17 protein-coding genes are annotated in these 22,492 nt (G+C 70.8%); 11 read left to right on the plus strand and 6 right to left on the minus strand.

The features are described from left to right. The first annotated feature begins 45 nt into the window (after positions 1–45). The gene (gene ada / locus FV242_RS22690) at positions 46–1,110 is read left to right on the plus strand and encodes a bifunctional DNA-binding transcriptional regulator/O6-methylguanine-DNA methyltransferase Ada (RefSeq protein WP_147940501.1); all 1,065 of its coding nucleotides are present in this window, start codon (positions 46–48) and stop codon (positions 1,108–1,110) included. 45 nt (positions 1,111–1,155) lie between these two features. Here ada and FV242_RS22695 read toward each other — a convergent pair whose 3' ends face one another. After that, positions 1,156–2,439 (minus strand): DUF5666 domain-containing protein, encoded by a 1,284-nt coding sequence (locus FV242_RS22695; protein WP_147940502.1) that lies wholly within the window; start codon positions 2,437–2,439, stop codon positions 1,156–1,158. Positions 2,440–2,450: 11 nt separating this feature from the next. Continuing rightward, positions 2,451–3,296, minus strand: coding sequence for a DUF6502 family protein (locus FV242_RS22700; RefSeq protein ID WP_147909331.1), 846 nt, complete (start codon positions 3,294–3,296; stop codon positions 2,451–2,453). A 163-nt stretch (positions 3,297–3,459) separates the two neighbouring features. On the opposite strand from FV242_RS22700, the gene FV242_RS22705 reads away from it, so the two are divergent. The 3 genes from FV242_RS22705 (at position 3,460) to FV242_RS22710 (ending at position 4,719) form a co-directional block, all read left to right on the plus strand. Beyond that, a complete protein-coding gene (locus FV242_RS22705; protein ID WP_147940503.1) occupies positions 3,460–3,762 on the plus strand; it encodes a hypothetical protein in 303 nt (100 codons plus the stop codon). Further along, positions 3,759–3,893: a hypothetical protein gene (locus FV242_RS36140; protein WP_281407092.1), complete on the plus strand. Its 135-nt coding sequence runs from the start codon at positions 3,759–3,761 to the stop codon at positions 3,891–3,893. Before FV242_RS22705 ends, FV242_RS36140 begins: the two co-directional genes overlap by 4 nt. 433 nt (positions 3,894–4,326) lie before the next feature. Then, the gene (locus FV242_RS22710) at positions 4,327–4,719 is read left to right on the plus strand and encodes a hypothetical protein (RefSeq protein ID WP_147909333.1); all 393 of its coding nucleotides are present in this window, start codon (positions 4,327–4,329) and stop codon (positions 4,717–4,719) included. Here FV242_RS22710 and grpE read toward each other — a convergent pair whose 3' ends face one another. From grpE to FV242_RS22725, 3 genes are all read right to left on the minus strand, one after another. Next, positions 4,720–5,334, minus strand: coding sequence for a nucleotide exchange factor GrpE (grpE, locus tag FV242_RS22715; RefSeq protein ID WP_147940504.1), 615 nt, complete (start codon positions 5,332–5,334; stop codon positions 4,720–4,722). It lies immediately after the preceding gene. A gap of 103 nt (positions 5,335–5,437) precedes the next feature. Next, the gene (locus FV242_RS22720) at positions 5,438–8,230 is read right to left on the minus strand and encodes a [protein-PII] uridylyltransferase (RefSeq protein WP_147940505.1); all 2,793 of its coding nucleotides are present in this window, start codon (positions 8,228–8,230) and stop codon (positions 5,438–5,440) included. A gap of 121 nt (positions 8,231–8,351) precedes the next feature. Then, entirely contained in the window at positions 8,352–9,770 is a 1,419-nt protein-coding gene (locus FV242_RS22725) for a TAXI family TRAP transporter solute-binding subunit (RefSeq protein ID WP_147940516.1), read from the minus strand. Between the two features lie 155 nt (positions 9,771–9,925). Between FV242_RS22725 and FV242_RS22730 the strand changes: the two genes are divergently transcribed. The 4 genes from FV242_RS22730 to polA all read left to right on the plus strand — a co-directional run bounded on the left by FV242_RS22730 (position 9,926) and on the right by polA (position 16,784). Further along, entirely contained in the window at positions 9,926–10,540 is a 615-nt protein-coding gene (locus FV242_RS22730; protein WP_147940506.1) for a regulatory protein RecX, read from the plus strand. Positions 10,541–10,639: 99 nt separating this feature from the next. Next, positions 10,640–11,851, plus strand: coding sequence for a putative DNA modification/repair radical SAM protein (locus tag FV242_RS22735; protein WP_147909337.1), 1,212 nt, complete (start codon positions 10,640–10,642; stop codon positions 11,849–11,851). After that, complete coding sequence (locus tag FV242_RS22740; RefSeq protein ID WP_187278517.1) at positions 11,851–13,332, plus strand: UdgX family uracil-DNA binding protein; 1,482 nt, start codon at positions 11,851–11,853, stop codon at positions 13,330–13,332. Before FV242_RS22735 ends, FV242_RS22740 begins: the two co-directional genes overlap by 1 nt. Positions 13,333–13,631: 299 nt before the next feature. Continuing rightward, on the plus strand, positions 13,632–16,784 hold the full coding sequence (gene polA / locus FV242_RS22750; protein WP_147940507.1) for a DNA polymerase I: 3,153 nt from the start codon (positions 13,632–13,634) through the stop codon (positions 16,782–16,784). A 97-nt stretch (positions 16,785–16,881) separates the two neighbouring features. Here polA and FV242_RS22755 read toward each other — a convergent pair whose 3' ends face one another. Continuing rightward, positions 16,882–17,406 carry a GrpB family protein gene (locus tag FV242_RS22755; RefSeq protein ID WP_147940508.1) on the minus strand — a complete coding sequence of 175 codons (525 nt, stop codon included), beginning with the start codon at positions 17,404–17,406 and terminating at the stop codon, positions 16,882–16,884. Positions 17,407–17,501: 95 nt separating this feature from the next. On the opposite strand from FV242_RS22755, the gene FV242_RS22760 reads away from it, so the two are divergent. From FV242_RS22760 to FV242_RS22770, 3 genes are all read left to right on the plus strand, one after another. Beyond that, positions 17,502–19,589 (plus strand): PAS domain-containing sensor histidine kinase, encoded by a 2,088-nt coding sequence (locus tag FV242_RS22760; protein WP_147940509.1) that lies wholly within the window; start codon positions 17,502–17,504, stop codon positions 19,587–19,589. 55 nt (positions 19,590–19,644) lie between these two features. Then, entirely contained in the window at positions 19,645–20,616 is a 972-nt protein-coding gene (locus FV242_RS22765) for an NADPH:quinone oxidoreductase family protein (RefSeq protein ID WP_147940510.1), read from the plus strand. 189 nt (positions 20,617–20,805) lie between these two features. Continuing rightward, entirely contained in the window at positions 20,806–22,488 is a 1,683-nt protein-coding gene (locus FV242_RS22770; protein WP_147940511.1) for a methyl-accepting chemotaxis protein, read from the plus strand. The last annotated feature ends 4 nt before the right edge of the window (positions 22,489–22,492 follow it).

Here is a 22,492-nt window from a genome sequence, read left to right on the forward strand (position 1 = left end):
CGCCTGCCCCTCCCCAATGCGCCTGCGCCGCCGCATAGTCCCGCCATGAGCGTTCCCCCGATAGCCGATCCCGAGGAGGCCGCGCGCCGGGCGGCGCTCGCCACCCGCGACGGGCGGGCGGACGGCACCTTCGTGTACGCGGTCCGCACGACGGGGGTGTATTGCCGCCCGAGCTGCCCGTCGCGGGCGGCCCGGCCCGAAAACGTCACCTTCCACCGCACCTGCGCGGAGGCGGAAGAAGCCGGCTTCCGGCCGTGCCGCCGCTGCCGGCCGGACGAGCCCGGTCCGTCCGTGCGCCGGGCGGAGGCCGTGGCCCGGGCCTGCCGGCTGATCGAGTCCGCCGAGACGGTGCCGCCGCTGTCCGAGCTCGCCCGCGCTGCCGGCCTGAGCGCGTACCATTTCCACCGGGTGTTCAAAGCCGCCACCGGGGTGACCCCCAAAGCCTACGCGGAGGCCCGACGGGCCGGGGCCCTGGCCGCCGCGCTGCCAAGAGCGTCAACCGTCACCGAGGCGCTCTATGATGCCGGCTATGCGACAGCGAGCCGGTTCTACGCCGGCGCCGCACAGCGGCTCGGCATGGCGCCTGCCGCCTACCGCAAGGGCGGGCTCGGCATCCGTATGCGCTTCGGCGTCGGCGCCTGCACCCTGGGAGCGATCCTGGTCGCCGCCACGGAGGCCGGCCTCTGCGCGATCCTGCTCGGCGACGAACCCGAACTTCTCGTCCGCGACCTGCAGGACCGGTTTCCGGGGGCCGAGATCGAGGGTGGCGATTCTGCGTTCGAGGCCTGGATGGCGCGGGTCATCGGGCTCGTGGAGGCGCCGGCCACCGGCCTCGACCTGCCCCTCGACATCCGCGGCACCGCCTTCCAGCAGCGCGTCTGGGCGGCCTTGCGGGCGATCCCGGTCGGATCGACCGCGACCTACGCGGACATCGCCCGCGCCATCGGGGCGCCCACATCCATGCGGGCCGTTGCCCAGGCCTGCGGGGCGAACCACCTCGCGGTGGCGATCCCGTGCCACCGGGTGGTCCGCTCCGACGGATCCCTGTCAGGCTACCGCTGGGGCGTGGACCGCAAGCGCGACCTGCTTGCGCGCGAGGCGGAGAGCTAGAGAGAAACTGACGCCGCGGAGGTGGGATTGCATGGGCGGCAAGCCTCAGCGCCGGCTGCCGCTGGGTGGGCCGCCGAAACCGCCCGGTCCTCCGCCCGGGCCACCGAATCCCCCGCCGGGACCTCCCGGGACCGCGCCGAAGCCGCCGCGCGGCCCACCGAACCCGCCGGGCCCGTCCGCGCCGGGGATGCGGCCGGCCCCGGGCCGGGTGTCGATCGCCGGGCCGTGGGAATCGCCGAGCCCCCCGAACGGGCTCTGCCGGGGGCCCGGCTCGGTGCCGAAGCGCTCGGGGACATTGCGGGGCAATTCGGGCAGGTCGGGCAGCTTCTGCAGGTCGAGGCGGTCGCGCTCCCGCTCGAAGCGTGGCGCGTCCGGCGATTGCAGGCGATCGGGCGCGATCCGGTCGTCGATCCGCAGTCGCTCCATCGTGAGCCTGCCATCCGGGGCGATGTCGGCGGTGAGGACGCCGCGCACGCTGCCCTGGCGCGGGACGCGCAGGCCTGCGCGTCCCGACACGGCGAGGCCCGAACCGAGGTCCAGACCACCGCCGGCGCGACCGATATAGGCTTCGACCGACACCGTCCTCAGGCCGGGCGGGAACGGCAGCCCGACCTGGGCGGCGTTGGTCACGGCGAAGGCGCCGGCCTCGGTGGCGCCGGTCACCAAGGCGCGCTGGCCCGGGGGGAGGACGTCGGCTCCCTTCAGGCGCAGGCCGCCGATGGAAAGGCCGCCGCCCGCGTTGCGGCGCACCGGCCCGGCGACGCGGTCGGGCCCGAAGCTGCGCGGCTCGATCAGGCTCGCCATGATCACGCCGTCCGGCCGGCGCAGGCCGCTCACGGCGACGCGGGTGCCGGGCTTCCAGTCCCCCGCCAGGTCACCGGTGGAGACCCGCTGGCCGAGCACGATCATCCGCCCGGGCGCGAGCGATTCCACCGGCCCGACCACCTCGCTGACCACGTCGATGCGGCTTGTGCCCAGGCCGCCACGCTCCGGCCGGGCGACCACGTGCACGACCTGGCCGATCTTCAGGTCGGCCGCCTTGGCCGGCTCCCCGTCGATCTCCACCGCGACCTCGGGCGGGTAGGCGATGCGCAGGTCGTTGACGACGATCGAGCCGAAGCGGCGGATCGTGCCGATCACCCCGGTGCCGCCGATGCCGCGGTCGCCCTCGCCGAGGGCACCGTCCTTCGGCTCGTCGGTCATCTTCATGCCGGTGCCGCCGATGCCCTGGTCGCGCGGGTTTTCCTGGGGCAGGGCGGCGCCCGGCAGCAGGCTGGCGGTGCCCGCGAGCAGGTGCAGGACGAATCGGCGGTTTGGCGAGGATTGCACCGGCCGGCCTCTCAGCGCCCGTCCGTGGACCGGGCCGGCGGGGCGGCCTCGGCGTAGACGTAGAGGCCGAAGTTCCACCGGTGATCGCCGCCGGAATCGGTCTGGCAGGCGGCATGCGCCTCGCGGTTGGCCTGCTGCAGGGCCTCCATGGCGATCTCGCGGGCCCGCGCCTCGAGCTTGACCGCAAGCGCCTCGGACAGCCCGTCGTAATGCACGGCCCGCTCGAGGAAGCGCGGTTTGTCGCCGACGATGTTGGCGACACTGGCCGCGATATGGTCGTGCAGGTTGCGGCCGAAATAGTAGAGCTGCGGCTCGGCCGAACCGTCCCCGCGCGGCACGTAGGCCGCCTCGGCCAGAACGATCCGGTCCTGCGGGTCCAGGGAGGCGAGCCCGCGGTCGAGCCACTCGTCGAGCACCGCGCGGGGGCGCAGGTCGCGGGTGATGCCGGAGACCAGGACCTCGAAGGACGGCGCGCCCGCATCTGCTGTCCGTGGCAGCGGCAGCGGCTGGCCCTGCGGATCGGTGAAGGCCGGGTCGGCGATCCAGCGTGCGATGATCCGGCTCGTCCGCGAGACCACGGCCGGCACGGCGCTCACCGGCGCCCCGGCCCCGCGCAGGCGCCGCACTTCCTTTCGGTGGATGCCGGTCAACAACGAGACCCGGCTGTCGGTCTGCTCCTTGCCGGGCAGAGCGAAGTCGTACTCGGCGACATTCACGTAGAGTTCGCGCAACAGGTCGGTAAGCGCCGGGAATGTGATCCCGCGCGCTACGAGCAGGCGCACCAGCGGGCGCAGCAGCCGGGCCAGCGGCGCATGCAGGCTGGCGCCCTCCGGTTTCGTGGCGGGGGTCTCGGACATGCTCGTAGGGTTAGACGATGTGTCGTGGGAGACAATCCCACGACGTGTGCAACCACACCCCGGACCGCCGATTTTTCGTTGACGTGGGAATTTTACACACATAACTGGAGTGCGTGGTCAAATTTCCCACGTTCTTGACGGGGCTAGGACGATGAGTGCCAAGATGCGCAGACTGACCGCCGAGGCGCTGCCGCCGCTCACGCTGCCCACGAAGGCGCCCTCTCGGCCCCGCCAATCCGATCCCGTGCCGCGGCTGCGGCGGATCGCCTGCCTCCTCACAGCGCTCGCACTGCCCGCCCTGGGGACCGCCGTCGCCGACACGGCTCACCTGGCCGGCGAGACGACGGGGTCGCAGGCCGCCGCACCCGTCATCCTACGGAACGCGGCGGCTCTCCACGCCTATGGGCACCCGCACCTGCAAACGGACGCCGCGCTGAGCCGCCCACGCGTGGGTTCCCGGTCGTGATCGCCGTGTCCCGGGTCATGACCGACCGTGATCGCCAGGTGCCGAACTGCGGCGGTGCGCCGATCCTCGATCTCGCCCTCTGCCTCATCCTCTCCGTGACCGTCATCGGGCTGCTGCTGCTCGCCCTCTGAAGCCTCGCGCGACCGCCGCCCGGGCGCGGCGCGCGCTCGGCTGGTGCGACGGGCAGGGGCCTCGAATACGCGGTCTGGCCCAGGCAGCTGCGGAAGAACGCTTCGCCAGGATGGAGGGGCTGGGCATCTCCGGTTCAGCCACCGGGTCAGCCGGCTGGATACTACAACGTCAGAGATCCGACGTATTGCGGTGCCGGCAAACAGGATTTGGGATCCGCGTCGACGCGTTCCGGTGTGAAGTACCGATTTTAGTCAACATTCGCGGCGAGCGATCTTGACGATATCGTTCCGCTCGGCCGCAATGCACGGTGTTCGGCTCCGCGAATCCATCGGCCGGCCGGGATCGTCCGCGCCAGTCGGGTCACACGGATGCCGAATGCCGCGCCGGTCCCGCCGCGTGGCGTCAGGAGGCATCACCGATGCAGGATCGGCCGTGAACGCTCCCAGCCTGACCCCCATTGCGACGGCCCTGCTGACCCTCGGTCTCACCGTCGGTGCCGCGGCTGCACAGGAGATCGTGCCGCCCGGGCCCTCAAGCCGGGGCGCGCTCCTGATCCACGGCAATTTCTGTGGTCCGGGGAACCGCGGCCCCGGCTACGCGCCGATCGACGCGCTCGATCTCGCTTGCGCGCATCACGATGCCTGCTGGCCGGACCCAGCTTTAGGGCTGCTGCCGGCCTGCGCTTGCAATCGACGTCTCGAAGTCGAGGCGGGTCTGGTCGCCCGCGATCCGTGGTCGCCGGTCGAGACGCGGCAGACGGCGCGGTTCATCGCGGACTTCGCGACCGCGCTGCCTTGCGCGGACGCGTCGGGGCAGATCCGCTGATCAGGCGGCGTCGGCGGGGTTCGCGGCCGACTTGGGGCCGCCCTTGGCGACGCCGACCAGCGCCGGGCGGAGCACCCGCTCGCCGATCACGTAGCCGGTCTGCACGACCTGTACGACGGTGCCGGCCGGGACATCGGGGTTCGGCACCTCGAACATGGCCTGGTGCCGGTTCGGGTCGAACTTCTGGCCCTCCGGCTCGACAGGCTTCACCCCGTGCCGCTCCAGGGTCTTGGCCAAGTCGCGCTCGGTCAGCTCGATGCCGTCGATCAGCCCCTTGAAGGCGCCGTCCGCGGCGGCCTTCGCGTCCCCCGGGATGCTGTCGAGGGCCCGGTGGATGTTGTCGGCGACATTCAGAACGTCCCGGGCGAAGTTCGTGACCGCGTAGGCGCGCGCATCCGCGATCTCCCGCTCGGTCCGGCGGCGCAGGTTCTCCATCTCGGCCAGCGTGCGCAGCATCCGGTCCTTCAGCTCGTCGCGCTCGGCGGTGAGGAGAGCCAGGGCCTCGGCCACCGGATCGACGGACGCCGCGGCGGCGCCCGTGCCCGGCGACGTGGTCTCCTGGGCCGCGCTGGCACCGGCCTCGACCGTGGTCTGGCGCTGGTCGTCCTGGGACATGTCGTTGCTCGTCATCGCGGTTCAGTCGTCGGCAAGGAGGGGGGAGGAGAATCGAATTCGGCGCTGATATCTGGCCCGGGGCGGCCGAAATCAACCCGCACGCTCACGCCTCGCGCGGCGGCGGCGCGGCGACCAGGGCTTCCAGGCCCTCGGCCCGGAGGACGGCGACGTCGCCCGCGAACACCTCGAGCATCGCCTTGCGGATCGCCGCTTGCCGGTCGGGCTGCGTCACCCGCGTGCCGGTGAGGTCGGTGACGTAGAAGACGTCCACCGCGCGCTCGCCGAAGGTGGCCACGTGCGCCGAGGTGATGTTGAGCGACAGCCGGCCGAACGCCGTGGTCAGCTCGTAGAGCAGGCCCGGCCGGTCGAGGCCGGTCACCTCCACCACGGTCTCGCGGCTCGACAGGGCGTTGTCGATCCCGACATCCGGCGGCACCAGGAAGGTCTTGGCCTGGGCGCTGGTCGGCGGGTGCTTGTCGGCCACGAGGTCGGCGATGCGGATCTCGCCCTTCAGGGAGCGCTCGATCGCGGCCGTGATGCGCCTGCTCCGGCGCAGCTCGTCCTCGTCGCGCTCGAAGGCCCGGGAGATGAAGATCGTGTCGAGGGCGAAGCCGTCGGTGGTGGTGAAGATCTGCGCATCGACGATGTTGCTGCCGGCCGCCGCGCAGGCCCCCGTGACGATCGCGAGCAGGCGCGGGTGGTCCGGCGAGTAGATCGTGACCTCGGTCACGCCCCGCACCGGATCGAGGGCCACGTCGGTGGCGCTGGTGCGGCCCTCGCTCAGCACGTCGCGGAGGAAGACCGCGTTCTTGATCTGGCGCGGGCTGTCGACCTTCAGCCAGTAGGCTTGGCCGTGGCGCGCCGCGTAGGCGTCGAACTCATCCGAGGCCCAGCCGGGCAGCTGTTCGCGCAGGCTCATCTGGACGAGGCGCACCCGGTCGGTGCGGGCGATCTCGGAATGGCCGCCCGAGAGGAACACCTCGGTCTCGTCGTAGAGGGTGCGGACCAGGGTGCCCTTCCAGGCGGTCCAGACCCCGGGGCCGACCGCGCTGATGTCGGCCACCGTCAGGATGGTCAGGAGCTTCAGCCGCTCCAGGCTCTGCACCACCGAGGCGAATCGCTCGATCGTCTTGCCGTCCGACAGGTCGCGGCTCTGCGCGGTCATCGACATCAGCAGGTGATGCTCGACCAGCCAGGCCACGGTCTCGGTCTCGGCCTCGGTCAGCCCGAAGCGCGGGCAGAGCCGCGCGGCGATGGCCGCCCCGGCGATCGAGTGGTCCTCGGGTCGGCCCTTGGCGATGTCGTGCAGCAGGATCGCGGCGTAGAGCGCCGTGCGGTTGTGGATCGTGTGGATCAGGCGCGAGACCAGTGGGTAGGCCTCCTCGGCGCGGCCCGACTCGATGGCAGCCAGGATGCCGACGGTGCGCAGCAGGTGCTCGTCCACCGTGAAGTGGTGGTACATGTTGAACTGCATCATCGCGACGATGCGGCCGAAATCCGGGATGAAGCGACCCAGCACGCCGGCCTCGTTCATCTCGCGCAAGGCCTCCTCAGGGGCGTTGCGCGAGGTCAGGATGTCGATGAACAGCCGGTTGGCTTCCGGATCCGCCCGCAGGGTCGGGGTGATGAGCCGGCGCGACCGGTTCGCCAGGCGCTTGGCGTCCGGGTGGATCGCGAGGTTGTGGCGGTCGGCCAGCCAGAACAGGCGGATCAGGTTGACCGGGTCGCGCTCGAACGCGTCCTCGGCGCGCAGGTTCACCCGGCCGTGGTCGATCCAGAAATCCTCGGCCTCGATCGCGGTGGCGCGGAAGCGGTCGCGGAACCGGCCGATCCAGCGGTCGAGCACCGGCGTGCGCTTGGCGTGGCGCGCCTCCAGCTCGGCGCAGACGATGGCGGTGAGGTCGCCCACGTCCTTGGCGACGCGGAAATACGCCTTCATGAAGCGCTCGACCCCGGACAGGCCGCCCCGCGCCTCGTAGCCGAAGCGCTCGGCGATCCGCGGCTGCAGCCCGAAGGACAGCCGCTCCTCCGCCCGCTTGGTGACGAAGTGCATGTGGCAGCGGACCCGCCACAGGAACTCGTCGCAGCGCTCGAACAGCGCGTATTCCTCCTGGGTGAACAGGCCGGCGCCGACGAGCTCGATCTGGTCGCGCACCCGGTAGGTGTACTTGGCGATCCAGAAGAGCGTGTTCAGGTCGCGCAGGCCGCCCTTGCCGTCCTTGACGTTGGGCTCGACCAGGTAACGCGAGGTGCCCGCCTTCGAGACCCGGGCGTCGCGCTCGCGCAGCTTGGCGTCAACGAACTCGGCGGCCGAGCCGATCACCAGCTCGGCGTCGAAGCGCGTCACCAGCTCCTCGAACAGGATCCGGGTGCCGAACAGGTAGCGCGCCTCGAGGAGCGCGGTGCGGATCGTCATGTCGGCCTTCGCCTCGCGGAGGCATTCCTCCACCGAGCGGGTGGCGTGGCCGACCTTCAGCTTCAGGTCCCACAGGACGTAGAGCATCGCCTCGACGACGCTCTCCGACCACGCGGTCTGCTTGTACGGCAGCAGGAACAGCAGATCGATGTCGGAGCCCGGCGCCATCGTGCCCCGGCCGTAGCCGCCGGTGGCGACCACGGCGAGCTGCTCGCCGGTCGAGGGGTTGTCGTTGGGGTAGAGCTGCCGCACCACCGCGTCGTGGATCGTCTGCACCACGGCGTCGGTCAGGTTCGACAAGGCCTGTGCGCAGCCAAGGCCGTTGCGGTCCTGCAGAAGCTGCGCCTCCGCGGCGCGGTGGCCGTCCTCGATGACCCGGCGCAGCTCGGGCACGAGTGCGGCGCGCAGCTTGGTCGGCTCGCGGGCTTCGCGGTCGAGGTTGGCAAGGACCGTTTCGAGGGCGGCGGCGGGATCGAACATGCCCCCCGTTAGCATGATATGCCTACGCCGCCAGCCGGGCGGTGATGCACGGGACACAGTGGTCCCTCCCGACCCGCATACCATTCCGCGTCGACGCGGGCGCCGGCGCGGACGGCCACCGTTATTCCGCGGCCGGCAGGTTGAGGGCCAGCAGCCGCGCGGTGCGCCGCTTGGCCGTCGCTCCCGGCGCCGAATCGTCGGCCCGCCGCCGCGCGTCCGAGATCGCCGCGTGGACGCCGTCCACCGCCAGGATCAGCGCGCTCACGGTCCGGGCGTCGATGCTGCGCTCCCGGGCGTAGCAGACGACGTCGGCCACGAGCCCGTCCGTCTCGATCGCGATCGTGTCGAGTTCGGCCGCGCTGGTGGCGGCCCGAACCTCGCGCATGATGTCGAGCAGGCGGTCGAGCACGATGTCGATCCGCTCCCGGCGCTTGCGGGCCAGCCGCTGCCCGATCCAGGCGATGCCGGAGCCGATCGTGCCGCCGAAGAAGGCCAGCAGGTAGATGTAATCCTCGTAGCGATCCAGGAAGGTCTGCTGCTCGCGCTCGAAATAGTCGACGGCGCCGGGATGGTTCGGCAGGCGCGCCGACGTTGCCGCGACCGTGGTGTCGAAATCCGGCGCCTTCATCAGCTTGGCGGCCGGGGCCGCGGCGGCGAGCCGCGAGCGCCACTCGAACAGGTGCTGCGTCGCCGAGGCGATCGCGACCCGGCTGACCGAGCCCCGCGCCATCAGGCGGTAGGAGGCGCCGACGGTGCGGACCTCCTCGTCCGGGCGCTTCGGACGGCCGCCGAAGGTTCCGGCCGGGATCGACAGCGATTGCAATTCGGGGAAGCGCTGCAGGATCGCGTCCCCGTCCGGGATCGACACGAACCCGATCTTCCGATCGGGGGAACCCTGCTCAATGGCTCGCACCACCGCGCCCGCGATCTTCGAGGCGGGGCTGGCGATCACCGCCACCGCGTCGACGCGCTTCTCGGACAGCGCCGTCGCGACCTCGCCGAGCTTCAGCGGCACCACCTGCACGTGGCCGGATGCGATCTCGGCCGCCGGCTCGGCCTCCGGCGCATCCGCACCGGGGCTGTCGGGCAGAAGGTCGTAGAAGGAGAGAAGGTTGGTGAGGAACGGCAGGTCGGCGCTGTGGCGCACGACGATCCCGAGACGCTTGCGCGCCAGCGCCGGCACGTCCTCGATCTCGGAGGCCTCCGGCGCGGCGATCACCAGGGCTTCGTCGTGCAGGATCGCCAGCGTCAGGCCGTTCTCGGGCAGGAACACGTCCGGCCGCACCACCGCGAGGTCGGCCCGGTTGCGCTGGAGCGCCAGGGCGCTGTCGCGCACGTCCGAGAAGCGGACGACCTTGAGGCGCACGTCCTCGCGGCTCCGGTCGAGGGCGTTCGCGTAGGCCTCGATCAGCGCGGCCTCGGCTCCGTCCTGGGGGCCGACCGCCACCGTCAGCGTGGTCGGCCGGGATAGATAGACGATGCCGGCCGCGACCGCGGCCAGCCCGAAGGCTACCAGAACCAGGAGCCACTCGCGGCGCATCAGGATCGTCGCCGCGGCGCGCAGGCGTCGCCGCCACGGGCCGTGGGTGAGATCGGGCGAAGGACTTTGCTGCGGACCATGGCCGAGCCTGTCGCGTTGCGCGCGTTCCATCCCCAAGTCATGGAACGCAAACCTGTCGAGATCGTGAAGAACCGGTGAAACCACCAAACGTTGCAGAGACCGGGCCACGCGGACGCCCTGCGGGAAAAGACCGCAACGCGGAGCGCCGGCCGCCCGGACCGGTCAGCGCCGCCTGGCTGCAGCGGGTCGCGCTCTACTACCTCGAACGCTACAGCGCCTCGACCGAGATGCTGCGCCGGACCCTGGCGCGGCGGGTCGACAAGCGTGCGCGGCTGCGCGGCGAGGATCCGGCCCCCTTCGCCGAGATGGTCGACGCCACCGTGGCGCGGGCGGTCTCCGCCGGCCTTGTCGACGACGTCCGCTTCGCCGACGCCCGGCTCGCCACCCTGCGCCGGCGCGGCACGTCCAGCCGGGGCGCGGCGGCGAAGCTCGCCGCCAAGGGGGTGCCCCGCGACGTGGTCGAGGCAGCGATGCAGGCCGAGCGCGAGGCGATCCCCTATGCGGAAGCCGCCGATATCGAGATTCGGGCGGCGCACGCCTACGCCAAGCGGCGGCGCCTCGGAGTGCATCGTCGGCCCGACACCAGGGCGCTCTACCGCGACCGCGACCTCGGCGCCCTGGCCCGGGCGGGTTTTTCCTACGATCTTGCCCGCCGGGTGGTGGATGCCGACCCGGACGAGCCTGATTGAGGGGCCGCACCTCGGTCATCCGTCGGGTGCGGCATCGCGGACGGGGGCCGGCGACGGGTCGGCCTTGCCTCTTGGGGCATGTGGTTCATTGTCTGTTCGATGGACGAAACGCTGGCCAAGAAACTGCGCATCCTGGCAGATGCTGCGAAGTACGATGCGTCGTGCGCCTCTTCGGCGGCGCCCAAGCGCGCGGCCGGCAAGGACGGGCTCGGCTCCACCACCGGGGCCGGCATCTGCCACGCCTACACGCCGGACGGGCGTTGCGTTTCGCTGCTGAAGATCCTGCTGACCAACTGGTGCCTGTTCGACTGCGCGTATTGCATCAACCGGCGCTCCTCGAACGTCCGGCGGGCGAAGTTCACCGTGGAGGAGGTCGTGAACCTCACCCTGAACTTCTATCGGCGCAACTACATCGAGGGCCTGTTCCTGTCCTCGGGCATCATCAAGTCGCCCGACCACACGATGGAGCTGCTGACCCGGGTGGCGAAGTCGCTCCGGCGCGACCATGGCTTTGCCGGCTACATCCACCTCAAGTCGATCCCTGAGGCGAGCCCCTGGCTGATCGAGGAGGCGGGCCTCTACGCCGACCGGCTCTCCATCAACGTGGAATTGCCGACCGAAGCGAGCCTGCAGCGGTTGGCTCCCGAGAAGGACGGCGCCGCGATCCAGAACGCGATGGCGCAGATCGGCGAGCGCATCGTCGAGGCCAAGGCCGAGAAGCGGCGCTTCTCCCCGGCCGGGCACTCGACCCAAGTGATCGTCGGGGCGGACGCCACCACCGACGAGGCCCTGATCCGCAAGAGCGCGCATCTCTACGGCAGCGTCGGGCTGAAGCGGGTCTACTACTCGGCGTTCAGCCCGATCCCGGACGGGTCGGCGATCCTGCCGCCGAAGCCGCCGCCCCTCCAGCGCGAGCACCGGCTGTACCAGGCCGACTGGCTGCTGCGGTACTACGAGTTCACCCCCGACGAGGTCGCCGACGCCTCAGAGGGCGGCATGCTCGCCCTCGACATCGACCCCAAGCTGGCCTGGGCACTCAAGCACCGCGAGAAATTCCCCGTGGACGTGAACAAGGCCGACCGGGAGTGGCTGCTGCGCGTTCCCGGTCTCGGCGCGAAGGCCGTGGACAAGATCGTGACGGCGCGCCGCCACGCGACCCTGCGCCTCGACGACGTCGCCCGCCTGACATCGGGGCTGAAGCGCGCCCGGCCGTTCCTGATCGCGGCCGACCACCGCCCGGTCGGGCTCACCGACCGAGCCGACCTGCGCGAACGGCTGGTCGAACCGGCCCGGCAGCTGAGCTTGTTCTGATGAAGGCCGGAGGTGCGTCCGACTCTTCTCCTCCTGCGGGAGGAGGGGATGCGCATTCACCGCAGAGCATCCTCCTGCGCCCGGGCGCCGATCTCACAGGTTTCCGCGATGCCGCCCGCAGGCTCGTCGCGCAAGGATTCCCGCCTGAGGCGGTGACGTGGTCGGTGACGGATTCCCCCGGCCTGTTCGGCGCCGAGACGACCCAGGCTCCGGCCGGTCCGCTCGCCCTGCCGAAAGCCGTCGCCGGCCTGATCCCCCAGGTGATCCCGCACCGCGATCCGGAGCGCTACGGGCTGCTCTACGCCCTGATCTGGCGGGTCTGCCAGGGCGAGCGACACCTGATGGAGGTCGGTAGCGACCCCCTGGTCCACCGCCTCCACCGGATGGCGAAGGCGATCGGGCGCGACCTGCACAAGATGCACGCGTTCCTGCGCTTCCGCCGCGCCGAGGATTCGGGCGGGGAGCATTTCGTGGCGTGGTTCGAGCCCGATCACCACATCCTGGAGGCGGCCGCGCCGTTCTTCGTCGCGCGTTTCCGCGGCATGCGCTGGTCGATCCTAACGCCGGACGGGTCGGCGCATTGGGATACCGACACCCTGACCTACGGGCCGCCCGGGGACCGGGCCGCGCTCCCCGAGGGCGACGGCTTCGAGGCCGGCTGGCAGACTTATTACGAGAGCACGTTCAACCCGGCGCGCACCAACCTGAAGGCCATGCGGGCGGAAATGCCCAAGAAGTATTGGCGCAACATGCCCGAGACCGCCGCGATCCCCGCCCTCGTCCGGGCGGCGGCGGGCCGGACCGAAGCCATGATCGAGAGGGAGCCGACCTTGCCCACACGCCGCGAACCCGCCCGCGCCGTCGCCGCCATGGCCGACCAGGACCCGAAGACGCTCGACGAACTGAACGCGATCATCAAGCGCACCGAGCCGCTGGTCCCGGGCGCCACGCAGGCGGTTCTCGGCGAGGGGCCGGTCGGCGCGGCGATCGCCTTCGTGGGCGAGCAGCCGGGCGACCAGGAAGACCGGCAGGGCCGCCCCTTCGTCGGTCCCGCCGGGCAACTGCTCTCGCGGGCCATGGCGGAGGCCGGGATCGACCGGGGGGCGAGCTACCTCACGAACGCGGTCAAGCACTTCAAGTTCGAGGAGCGCGGCAAGCGCCGGATCCACCAGAAGCCCACGGCCGGCGAGGTCAGCCACTACCGCTGGTGGCTCGACCGGGAACTCGACTTCGTGGCCCCGAAGCTCGTGGTCGCGCTCGGCGCCACCGCGGTGCTGGCGCTCACCGGGAAGGCGGTGCCGATCACCCGGGCGCGCGGCCCGTTCCGGTTCGACCGCTTCGACAACCGCTTTCAGGGCTTCATCACGGTCCACCCGTCTTACCTGCTGCGCCTGCCCGACGAGGCCAAAGCGGACGCCTACGCGGCGTTCGTGGACGACCTGCGCCGGGTGGAGGAGATCGGCCGCGAACTCGCGGCGTGATCGGCCATCGCGGCTGATCCCCGGCACTCGCGTTTGGACGGGGTGACTGGAGGGAGCCGACGCCTGAGCGCTGCCGCGAGGGCCCGGTATCCCGAGGTGCCGTGGCGACTGATCGCGGGAGCTGGCAGCGTCGATCACCACGGCTACGACAGCCTGACTCTGGACATCGTCTGGCTCACCGTCCACGACGAATGACCCTTTCCGATGGCGGCCTGCCGTGCCGAGCTGGGTCGCACGCGCCCTGATCGCCCCGAGACGCCTTCGCCCCAGACGCCTTCGCCCATGACAGTCGAGCGCCCATGACCGTCGAGACCGCCGCCGCAAGTCCCAAGAAAGTCGGCCCGGGCGATCAGGTGATCCTGGTCGACGGCTCGTCGTTCATCTTCCGGGCCTATTTCCAGTCGATCAACCAGGACCAGAAGTACAATTCGCGTCCCTCGGACGGGCTGCCCACCGGCGCCGTGCGGCTGTTCTGCACGAAGATCGCCCAGTTCCTGCAGGAGGGCGCCGCCGGCATCATGCCGACCCATCTCGGCATCATCTTCGACAAGTCCGAGGGCTCGTTCCGCAAGGAGATGTTCCCGGACTACAAGGGCCATCGCCCGGACGCGCCGGACGACCTCAAGCGCCAGATGCCGCTGATGCGTGACGCGGTGCGGGCCTTCGGCCTGCACGCGGTGGAGCTGGTGCGCTACGAGGCGGACGACCTGATCGCCACCTATACGCGGCAGGCGGAGGCCCGGGGCGCGGGCGTCATCATCGTCTCGTCCGACAAGGACTTGATGCAGCTCGTCGGGCCGCTGGTCCGGTTCTACGACTTCGAATCGGGCTCGAAGGGCAAGGCCGGCTATCGGCCCGAGCGCAACCTCGACGTCGAGGCGATCATCGCCAAGTGGGAGGGGCTGCAGCCCAACCAGATCGGCGACGCGCTGGCGCTGATCGGCGACACCTCCGACAACGTCCCCGGCGTGCCCGGCATCGGCCTGAAGACCGCGGCGGCGCTGATCAAGGAGTTCGGCAGCCTCGAGGCGCTGCTGGAGCGGGCCGGCGAGATCAAGCAGCCCAAGCGCCGCGAGACCCTGCTGGCCAACGTCGAGCAGGCCAAGCTGTCGCGCAAGCTGGTGGCGCTGATGGAGGACGTCGCCGTCCCGGTGCCGCTGGACGACCTCACGGTGCCCAAGCCCGATCCCGAGAAGCTGGTCGGCTTCCTCAAGGCGATGGAGTTCAACACCCTGACCCGCCGCATCGCCCAGATGCTGCATGTCGACCCCGAGGCGGTAAAGCCCGATCCGGCGCTGCTGCCCGGGGCGAGGCCCCACGGCTACGGCAACGCCAGCGGCGGCGGCGACGCGGTGCCGTTCTTCGGCGATTCCGTGCCGCCCGATCCCGAAACCGCGGCGGCCGGTGCCGAGCGGCCGCCGGGCGCCGCCCCACCCGGGGGCGGCGAGGTGGACCCGTTCGCGGATCTCGACCTGCCGGACGCGCCGGCCAAGCCCCGGGCGCCGATCGAGGCGACGCCGGGCAACGTCGTTGCCGCCCGCGCCGCGGAGGCCGTAGCGCCGTTCGACACCGCCGCCTACGAGACCGTCGCGTCCCTGGAGCAGCTCGATGCCTGGATCGCCGAGGCCGAGGAGGCCGGGGTGGTCGCGGTCGATACTGAGACCGACGCGCTCGACGCGCACAAGGCCGGGCTCGTCGGCGTCTCCCTGGCCACCGCCACCGGGCGGGCCTGCTACATCCCACTGGCCCATATCCAGGCCGCGAAGGTGCAGGCCGATTCCACCGACCTGTTCGGCGAGGGCGCGGCGGCCTCCGACGTGGCCGAGCCGGTGCCCGGCCAGATCCCCCTCGACGCGGCCATCGCCCGGCTGAAGCCGCTCCTCGAGAATCCCGGGGTGCTGAAGGTCGGTCAGAACCTCAAATACGATTGGGTCGTGCTGGCCCGCTACGGCATCGAGATCGCGCCGTTCGACGATACGATGCTGATCTCCTACGTGCTCGACGCCGGCAAGGGCGGGCACGGCATGGACGAGTTGGCCCGCCGCCATCTCGGCCACCAGCCGATCACGTTCTCCGACGTGGCCGGCACGGGGCGGAACAAGGTCAGCTTCGACCGGGTGGCGATCGACAAGGCCACCGCCTACGCGGCCGAGGATGCCGACGTCACGCTCCGCCTGTGGCGGATGATGAAGCCGCGCCTCGTCGCCGAGCGGCGGGTGGCGGTCTACGAGACCCTGGAACGGCCGCTCCTGCCGGTGATCGCCCGCATGGAGCAGCGCGGCATCCGGGTCGACCGCGAGATGCTGAGCCGGCTGTCCGGCGACTTCTCGCAGATCCTGGTCCGCCTGGAGGAGGAGATCCAGGAGGATGCCGGCGAAAAGTTTTCCGTCGGCTCGCCCAAGCAGATCGGCGACATCCTGTTTGGCAAGATGGGCCTGCCGGGGGCGAAGAAGACGCCCTCCGGCCAGTGGGCGACACCCGCGACCCTGCTCGAAGAACTGGCCCAGGCCGGGCACGAGCTTCCGAAAAAGATCCTGGAGTGGCGCCAGCTGTCGAAGCTGAAATCCACCTACACGGATTCGCTCCAGACCCATGCCGACCGGGAGACGGCGCGGGTCCATACCTCGTTCTCGCTGGCCGCCACCACCACGGGCCGCCTGTCCTCGTCCGAGCCGAACCTGCAGAACATCCCGATCCGCACCGAGGAGGGCCGGCGCATCCGCCGGGCCTTCGTGGCGGCGCCTGGCAACCGGCTGATCTCGGCGGATTACTCGCAGATCGAGCTGCGGCTCCTGGCCCACATGGCCGACATCCCGGAGCTACGCAAAGCGTTCGCGGACGGCATCGACATCCACGCGGCGACCGCCTCGGCGATGTTCGGCGTGTCGCTCAAGGACATGACCCCCGACCTGCGGCGCCGGGCCAAGACCATCAACTTCGGCATCATCTACGGCATCTCGGCCTTCGGGCTGGCGGATCGCCTCGGCATCGGCCGGGAGGAGGCGTCGGCGTTCATCAAACAGTATTTTGAGCAGTTCCCGGGTATCCGAGACTACATCGACAGCACGAAGAAGATCTGCCGGGACAAGGGCTACGTCACGACGCTGTTCGGCCGGGTCTGCCACTACCCGCAGATTCGCTCCAACAACCCGTCCGAGCGCGCCAGCGTCGAGCGCCAGGCGATCAACGCCCCGATCCAGGGCTCGGCCGCCGACATCATCCGGCGCGCCATGACCCGGATGGAGACGGCCCTCGCCGCGCAGAAGCTCAAGGTCAGCATGCTGCTGCAGGTCCACGACGAGCTGGTCTTCGAGGCGGCCGAGGACGAGGTCGAGCGCGCGATCCCGATCATCCGCGGCGTGATGGAGGAGGCGCCGGCGCCGGCCCTGACGCTGCGGGTGCCGCTGGTGGTGGAGGCCAACGCGGCGGGGAACTGGCAGGAGGCGCATTGAGGTCGTCTGGCCTGCGCCGTCCCCGGGGCCGGCTCTCGGTCCTCGATTCGGCGCCCTCGCTTTCACCGAACCGGTATCCAATTCGGCGGGGAGCGCTCTAACCGTCGTCGCGCGACGAAGACGGCGGGCAGGATTGCAGGACGTCGCCAATGAACGCGTCTTTGGCGGCGCGATAGACCGTCATCGGGTGATCGTGGTGGGCGCGCTTCAGAGTATTGTAGCGGGCTACCAGTTCGGGATCGGCGCGCGGGGCCGCAGCGAAACGGTGGAATACATCGAAGGGGCCGCCTTTGAGTGTGAGTTGGATCCCAAGGTGCGGCGTCCGGCCGTCATCCTGGAACGCCGCGAAGTCATCGGTGCGGACCGACCCGCCGTTGCGTGTGAAGCGTGCCGCGAGGCAATGTTCAGCGATGGCGAAGGCCTGCCGCTCGACACGCACCACGATATCGAGATCTCCTTTGGTCAAGCAGCCCGGTATGGCAGTGGCGCCGACGTGCAGGATCTCCGTCTCGAGAGGCAGGACGATCTCGAGTGCGCGCCGGACCACCGCGAACAACTGGTCCGCGGCTGCGTGGGCCGCAGCATTATCTTCGGTCAGACGGAAGCGCTGCACGTGGGTCATGACGGGCGATCTTCAATGCAAGTCCAGACGCCTTGGAAGCACGGTCGAAGACGGTCATACGCGGCAACACCCATGATGCAGATGACCATCATCCCGTGACCGACCCCCTGGCCTTCCTCTCCGGCGGCGGCGAGGCCGCGCGGATGATTCGTGCGCGGGACTGGTCCGGCCACCCCCTCGGCCCGCCCACGACGTGGCCGGCGGAGCTCCGGGCGGCCCTGTCGCTGGTGCTCAACTCGCCGGAATCGATGATCCTGGCCTGGGGGCCAGATCTGCATTTCTTCTTCAACGACACGTATGTCCCCTTGCTCGGGCCGCGGCTGCCCTGGGCGATGGGCGCGCGGTTCGAGGAGGTCTGGGCCGATGGCTGGGCGCAGGCCAAGCCGATCATCGATGCGGCCATGGAGGGCCGGCCCGAGCGGTTCATCGACCTGCCGTGGCGGCTCGACACCGACCGAGGCGCGCAGGACACCTGGTGGACCTTCTCGTATTCGCGGGTGCTCGACGCGGACGGCGCGGTCGCGGGCCTGTTCATCCTCACCAACGAGACCACCGGCCGGGTGTTGGCCGACCTCGCCCTCACGGAGAGCCGGGGCCGGCTGGAGACGGCGCTCGCAGAGCTGCGCGACCTCAATGCCTCCCTGGCCCTGCAGGTCGAGGAGCGCACCGCCGACCGCAACGCCCTGTGGACCCTCTCCTCCGACATGATGCTGCGGTGCCTGTTCGACGGGACGATCACCGCGGTGAACCCGGCCTGGACGGAGGTGCTGGGCTGGCGGGCCGACGAACTCGTCGGCACCAACCTGATCGGCTTCGTCCACCCGGACGACCTGGGCCGCACCGCCGCGGGCGGGGAGCAACTGGCCGCGGGGCGCAGCCAGGCCCGCTTCGACAACCGCTACCGCCACCGGGACGGCAGCTACCGCTGGATCACCTGGGCGGCCCGGCCTGGCGACGGGGTGATCAACGCGGTCGGGCGCGACTTCACCGCTGAGCGCGAGCGGGCCGACGCGCTGGCTGCCGCCGAGGAGGCCCTGCGGCAATCGCAGAAGATGGAGGCGGTCGGCCAGCTCACCGGCGGTCTGGCCCACGACTTCAACAACCTGCTCGCCGGCATCTCCGGCTCGCTGGAGCTGATCCAGACCCGGCTGGCCCAAGGGCGCCTCATGGATGTGGACCGCTACATCAGCGCCGCCCAGGGCGCGTCCAAGCGCGCCGCCGCCCTGACGCACCGCCTCCTCGCCTTCTCGCGCCGGCAGACCCTCGACCCGAAGCCCACCGACGTGAACCGTCTGGTGGCCGGCCTGGAGGAAATGATCCGCCGCACGGTCGGCCCCGCCGTGACCGTGGCGGTGACGGCCGACCCGGACCTGTGGCCGGCCCTGGTGGACCCGCCGCAGCTCGAGAACGCCCTGCTCAACCTGTGCATCAACGCCCGGGACGCGATGCCCGAGGGCGGCCGCATCACCATCGAGACCGCCAACACCCGGCTCGACGCCCGCGCCGCCCGGTGCCACGACCTGCCGCCGGGCCAGTACCTGCTGCTGCGCGTCGCCGATACCGGCATCGGCATGGCGCCCGAGATCGTCGGCAAGGTGTTCGAGCCGTTCTTCACCACCAAGCCGATCGGGCAGGGCACCGGCCTCGGCCTGTCGATGATCTACGGCTTCGCCCAGCAATCGGGCGGCCAGGTGCGGATCGCCTCCGAACTCGGCCGCGGCACCGATGTCTGCCTCTACCTGCCCCGCCACCGGGGCGCCGTGGCCGAGGAGGACCCGCACGCCGCATTCGGCGCGCCGGCCCGGGCGGCGCCGGGGGAGACCGTGCTGGTGGTCGACGACGAGCCGACCGTACGCATGCTGGTGACCGAGGTGCTGGAGGATCTCGGCTACACGGCGATCGAAGCGGCCGACAGCGTCGCCGGCCTCAAGGTGCTGCAATCCGACGTGCGCATCGACCTTCTGGTCAGCGATGTCGGGCTGCCGGGCGGCCTGAACGGGCGGCAGATGGCCGAGGCCGGCCGAGTCACGCGTCCGGGCCTCAAGGTGCTGTTCATCACCGGCTACGCGGAGCACGCCGTGCTGGGCAACGGCCCGCTCGCCCCCGGCATGCAGGTGATCACCAAGCCGTTCGGAGTCGAGGTTCTGGGCGCCCGCATCCGCGAGATGATCGGGACGGCTTGACCCCGCCGCCGGTCCGGGCCTTCACAGAGCGAAAGACACCAACCGGGAGGACAGGATGCGGGCGCTGCTGTGCACGAGGCTCGACGGGCCGGAGCAGCTGGAGATCGTGGATCGCCCCGATCCGGTGCCGGGCCCCGGGCAGGCCCTGGTGCGGATCCGGCTCGCCGCCCTCAACTTCTTCGACACGTTGATCGTCGCCGGCCGCTACCAGGTGAAGCCGCCGCTGCCGTTCTCGCCGGGGGGCGAGGGCGTCGGGGTGGTCGAGGCGCTGGGAGAGGGCGCCATAGGCGTTTCCGTCGGCGACCGGGTCATCGTCCATGCTGGATACGGCTGCTGCGCGGAGCTGATCGCCGTCGATGCCGGCAAGCTCACGCCGGTGCCGGAGGCCGTGCCGGACGCGCAGGCGGCCGGGCTCACCATCACGTACGGCACCTCGCTGCACGCGCTGGCCAACCGGGCGCGCATCCAGCCGGGCGAGTGGCTCGCCGTGCTCGGCGCCTCCGGGGGCGTCGGCCTCGCCGCGGTGGAACTCGGCCGGCTGATGGGCGCCCGGGTGATCGCCTGCGCCTCCTCGGAGGAAAAACTCGCGGTCGCCCGCGCCCACGGCGCCGAGGCGACGCTGGTCTACGATCCCGCGACCCTGAAGGACGCGTTGCGCCGGATCAGCGGCGGCGGGGTCGACGTGGTCTACGACGCGGTCGGCGGCGACTACGCCGAGCCGGCCCTGCGCGCCCTGGCCTGGCGTGGGCGCTACCTCGTCATCGGCTTTGCCGCCGGCGGCATCCCGCGGCTGCCGCTCAACCTGATGCTCCTGAAGGAACTCGACGTGCAGGGCGTGCACTGGGGCGCCTTCCTCGACCGCGAGCCGGAGGCGCACCGGGCCGACCAGCGCCGGCTGCTGGCCTGGGTCGCCGAGGGCAAGCTTACCGCGCAGGTTCACGGTACCTACCCGCTGGCCGAGTTTCCGGAGGCCTTCGGGCTGCTGACCCGCCGGGCTGCGATGGGAAAGGTGCTGCTGCAACCCTGATCCGTTGGATCCTCGCCTTGAAATTGGGATCGGCAAGACGACCCAGGCTATAAGGCGAGCGCCGCCAAGATTTTCGTCCCGTATCCCCGCTCATGGCGGCTCGTGGGTTGGACGACGCAGCGAACGCTAAAACCTTGTTGTCACGCTCCTGCGCTAAGGTTCGAGCCATTGGCTTGGAGAGGCAGCGAGATGAACTTGGGGCGCAGCATCACTGTTCGGTTGTTCTTGGCGTCGTTCGTCGGATTCATCCTTCTGATCGCCAATTCCCTATCGAACATCGTGAGCATCAAGGCGGTTCACGACTCGGCCAGGGAGATGCGGGACGTCTGGAACGTGAAGAATCGCGAGCTGGACGAGCTTCAGTTCCTGGCACTCCGGTATCACACCACCACGATCCGCAGGGTGATCGCCGAGGAAAGCGCCGAAAACCGCGACCTCGACACCGAATTCTCCGAGATGGACGCGGCCATCCCGGAGAAGTTCAGGCAGTACCGCTTTCATATCGGATCCGCCGACGAGACCGCCCTGTGGAATGCGTTCGAGGCGCGTTGGCAGGCCTATCTCGCCGCCCGGGAACCGATTGTGGCGGCTCTCCGGCGCGGTGACCGCAATGCAGGCCGCGACGCCATCGCGCCGGCCCGCACGCCCCTGGTGAACGCCTTCGGGGCGCTGGCGGACCTCGCCAAGGTCAACGCCACCGGCACGCAGGCCGCGACGCGGCGGGCCGAGGACGCCTACGCGACCGCCTGGACCGTCACGGCCGCCCTGCTGATCGCGGGCCTGGTCGCCACGGCCGGAGCTCTCTGGTTGATCCTGCACGGCGTCGCCCGTCCGATCCGGGCCATGACCGGGATCATGGCGCGGCTGGCGGCGCAGGATCTGACCGTCGCCGTGCCCCACGCCGCGCGGCGCGACGAGATCGGCGCCATGGCCGCGTCCGTGCAGGTGTTCAAGGACGGCCTGATCCATGCTCAGGCGCTGGAGGCGGAAACCGCGCGCGCCCGGGCGGACGCCGAGGAGCAGCGCAAGACGGGCATGCGCCACATCGCCGACGCCTTCGAGGGGTCCGTCGGCGGCATCATCGGGACGGTTTCGGGGGCGTCCGCGGCGCTGCAGGCCACCGCCGCCACCATGACCAGCACGGCCTCCGGCACCGCCAGCCAATCCCTGCGGGTGGCGAGCGCGGCCGAACTGGCTGCTGCCAGCGTCAACACCGCGGCCTCGGCGGCGGAGGAACTCGAAAGCTCCGTCCAGGAGATCGGCCGTCAGGTCTCCAGCGCCGCGGCTTTGACCCAAGCCGCCGTCGAGGACGCCGCATCAACGGCTCATCTGGTGCAAGAGCTGAGCGGTGCCGCCGCCCGGATCGGCGACGTGGTCACGATGATTACCAGCATCGCCGGACAGACCAACCTGCTGGCGCTCAACGCGACCATCGAGGCGGCTCGCGCCGGCGAGGCCGGGCGCGGCTTCGCCGTGGTCGCTGCCGAGGTGAAGGAGCTGGCGAGCCAGACCGCCCGGGCCACGGACGAGATCGGCGGCCATATCGGGCGGATCCAGGCCTCGACCGACCACGCGGTCTCGGCCATCGGCCGCATCGGCGGGCGGATCCAGGAGATCAGCGCCGTCGCGACCCTGATCGCGGCCGCCGTCGAGGAGCAGGGGGCCGCGACCCGGGAGATCGCCCGCAACGTCACCGAGGCGGCGTCGAGCGCCGGCGAGGTGACGAGCAGCATCTCCGGCGTCGCGGACGCCGCCAATCAGACGGGGACAGCGGCCGACCAAGTGCTCAGCTCGGCGTCCGAGCTGTCGCTCCGGTTCGAGCATCTGCGGAGCGAGGTGACGCGCTTCCTCGCGACGGTGCGGGCCGCCTGAAGCG

This window comes from Methylobacterium sp. WL64 (assembly GCF_008039945.1).
In the GTDB taxonomy this organism is placed as follows: Bacteria; Pseudomonadota; Alphaproteobacteria; order Rhizobiales; family Beijerinckiaceae; genus Methylobacterium.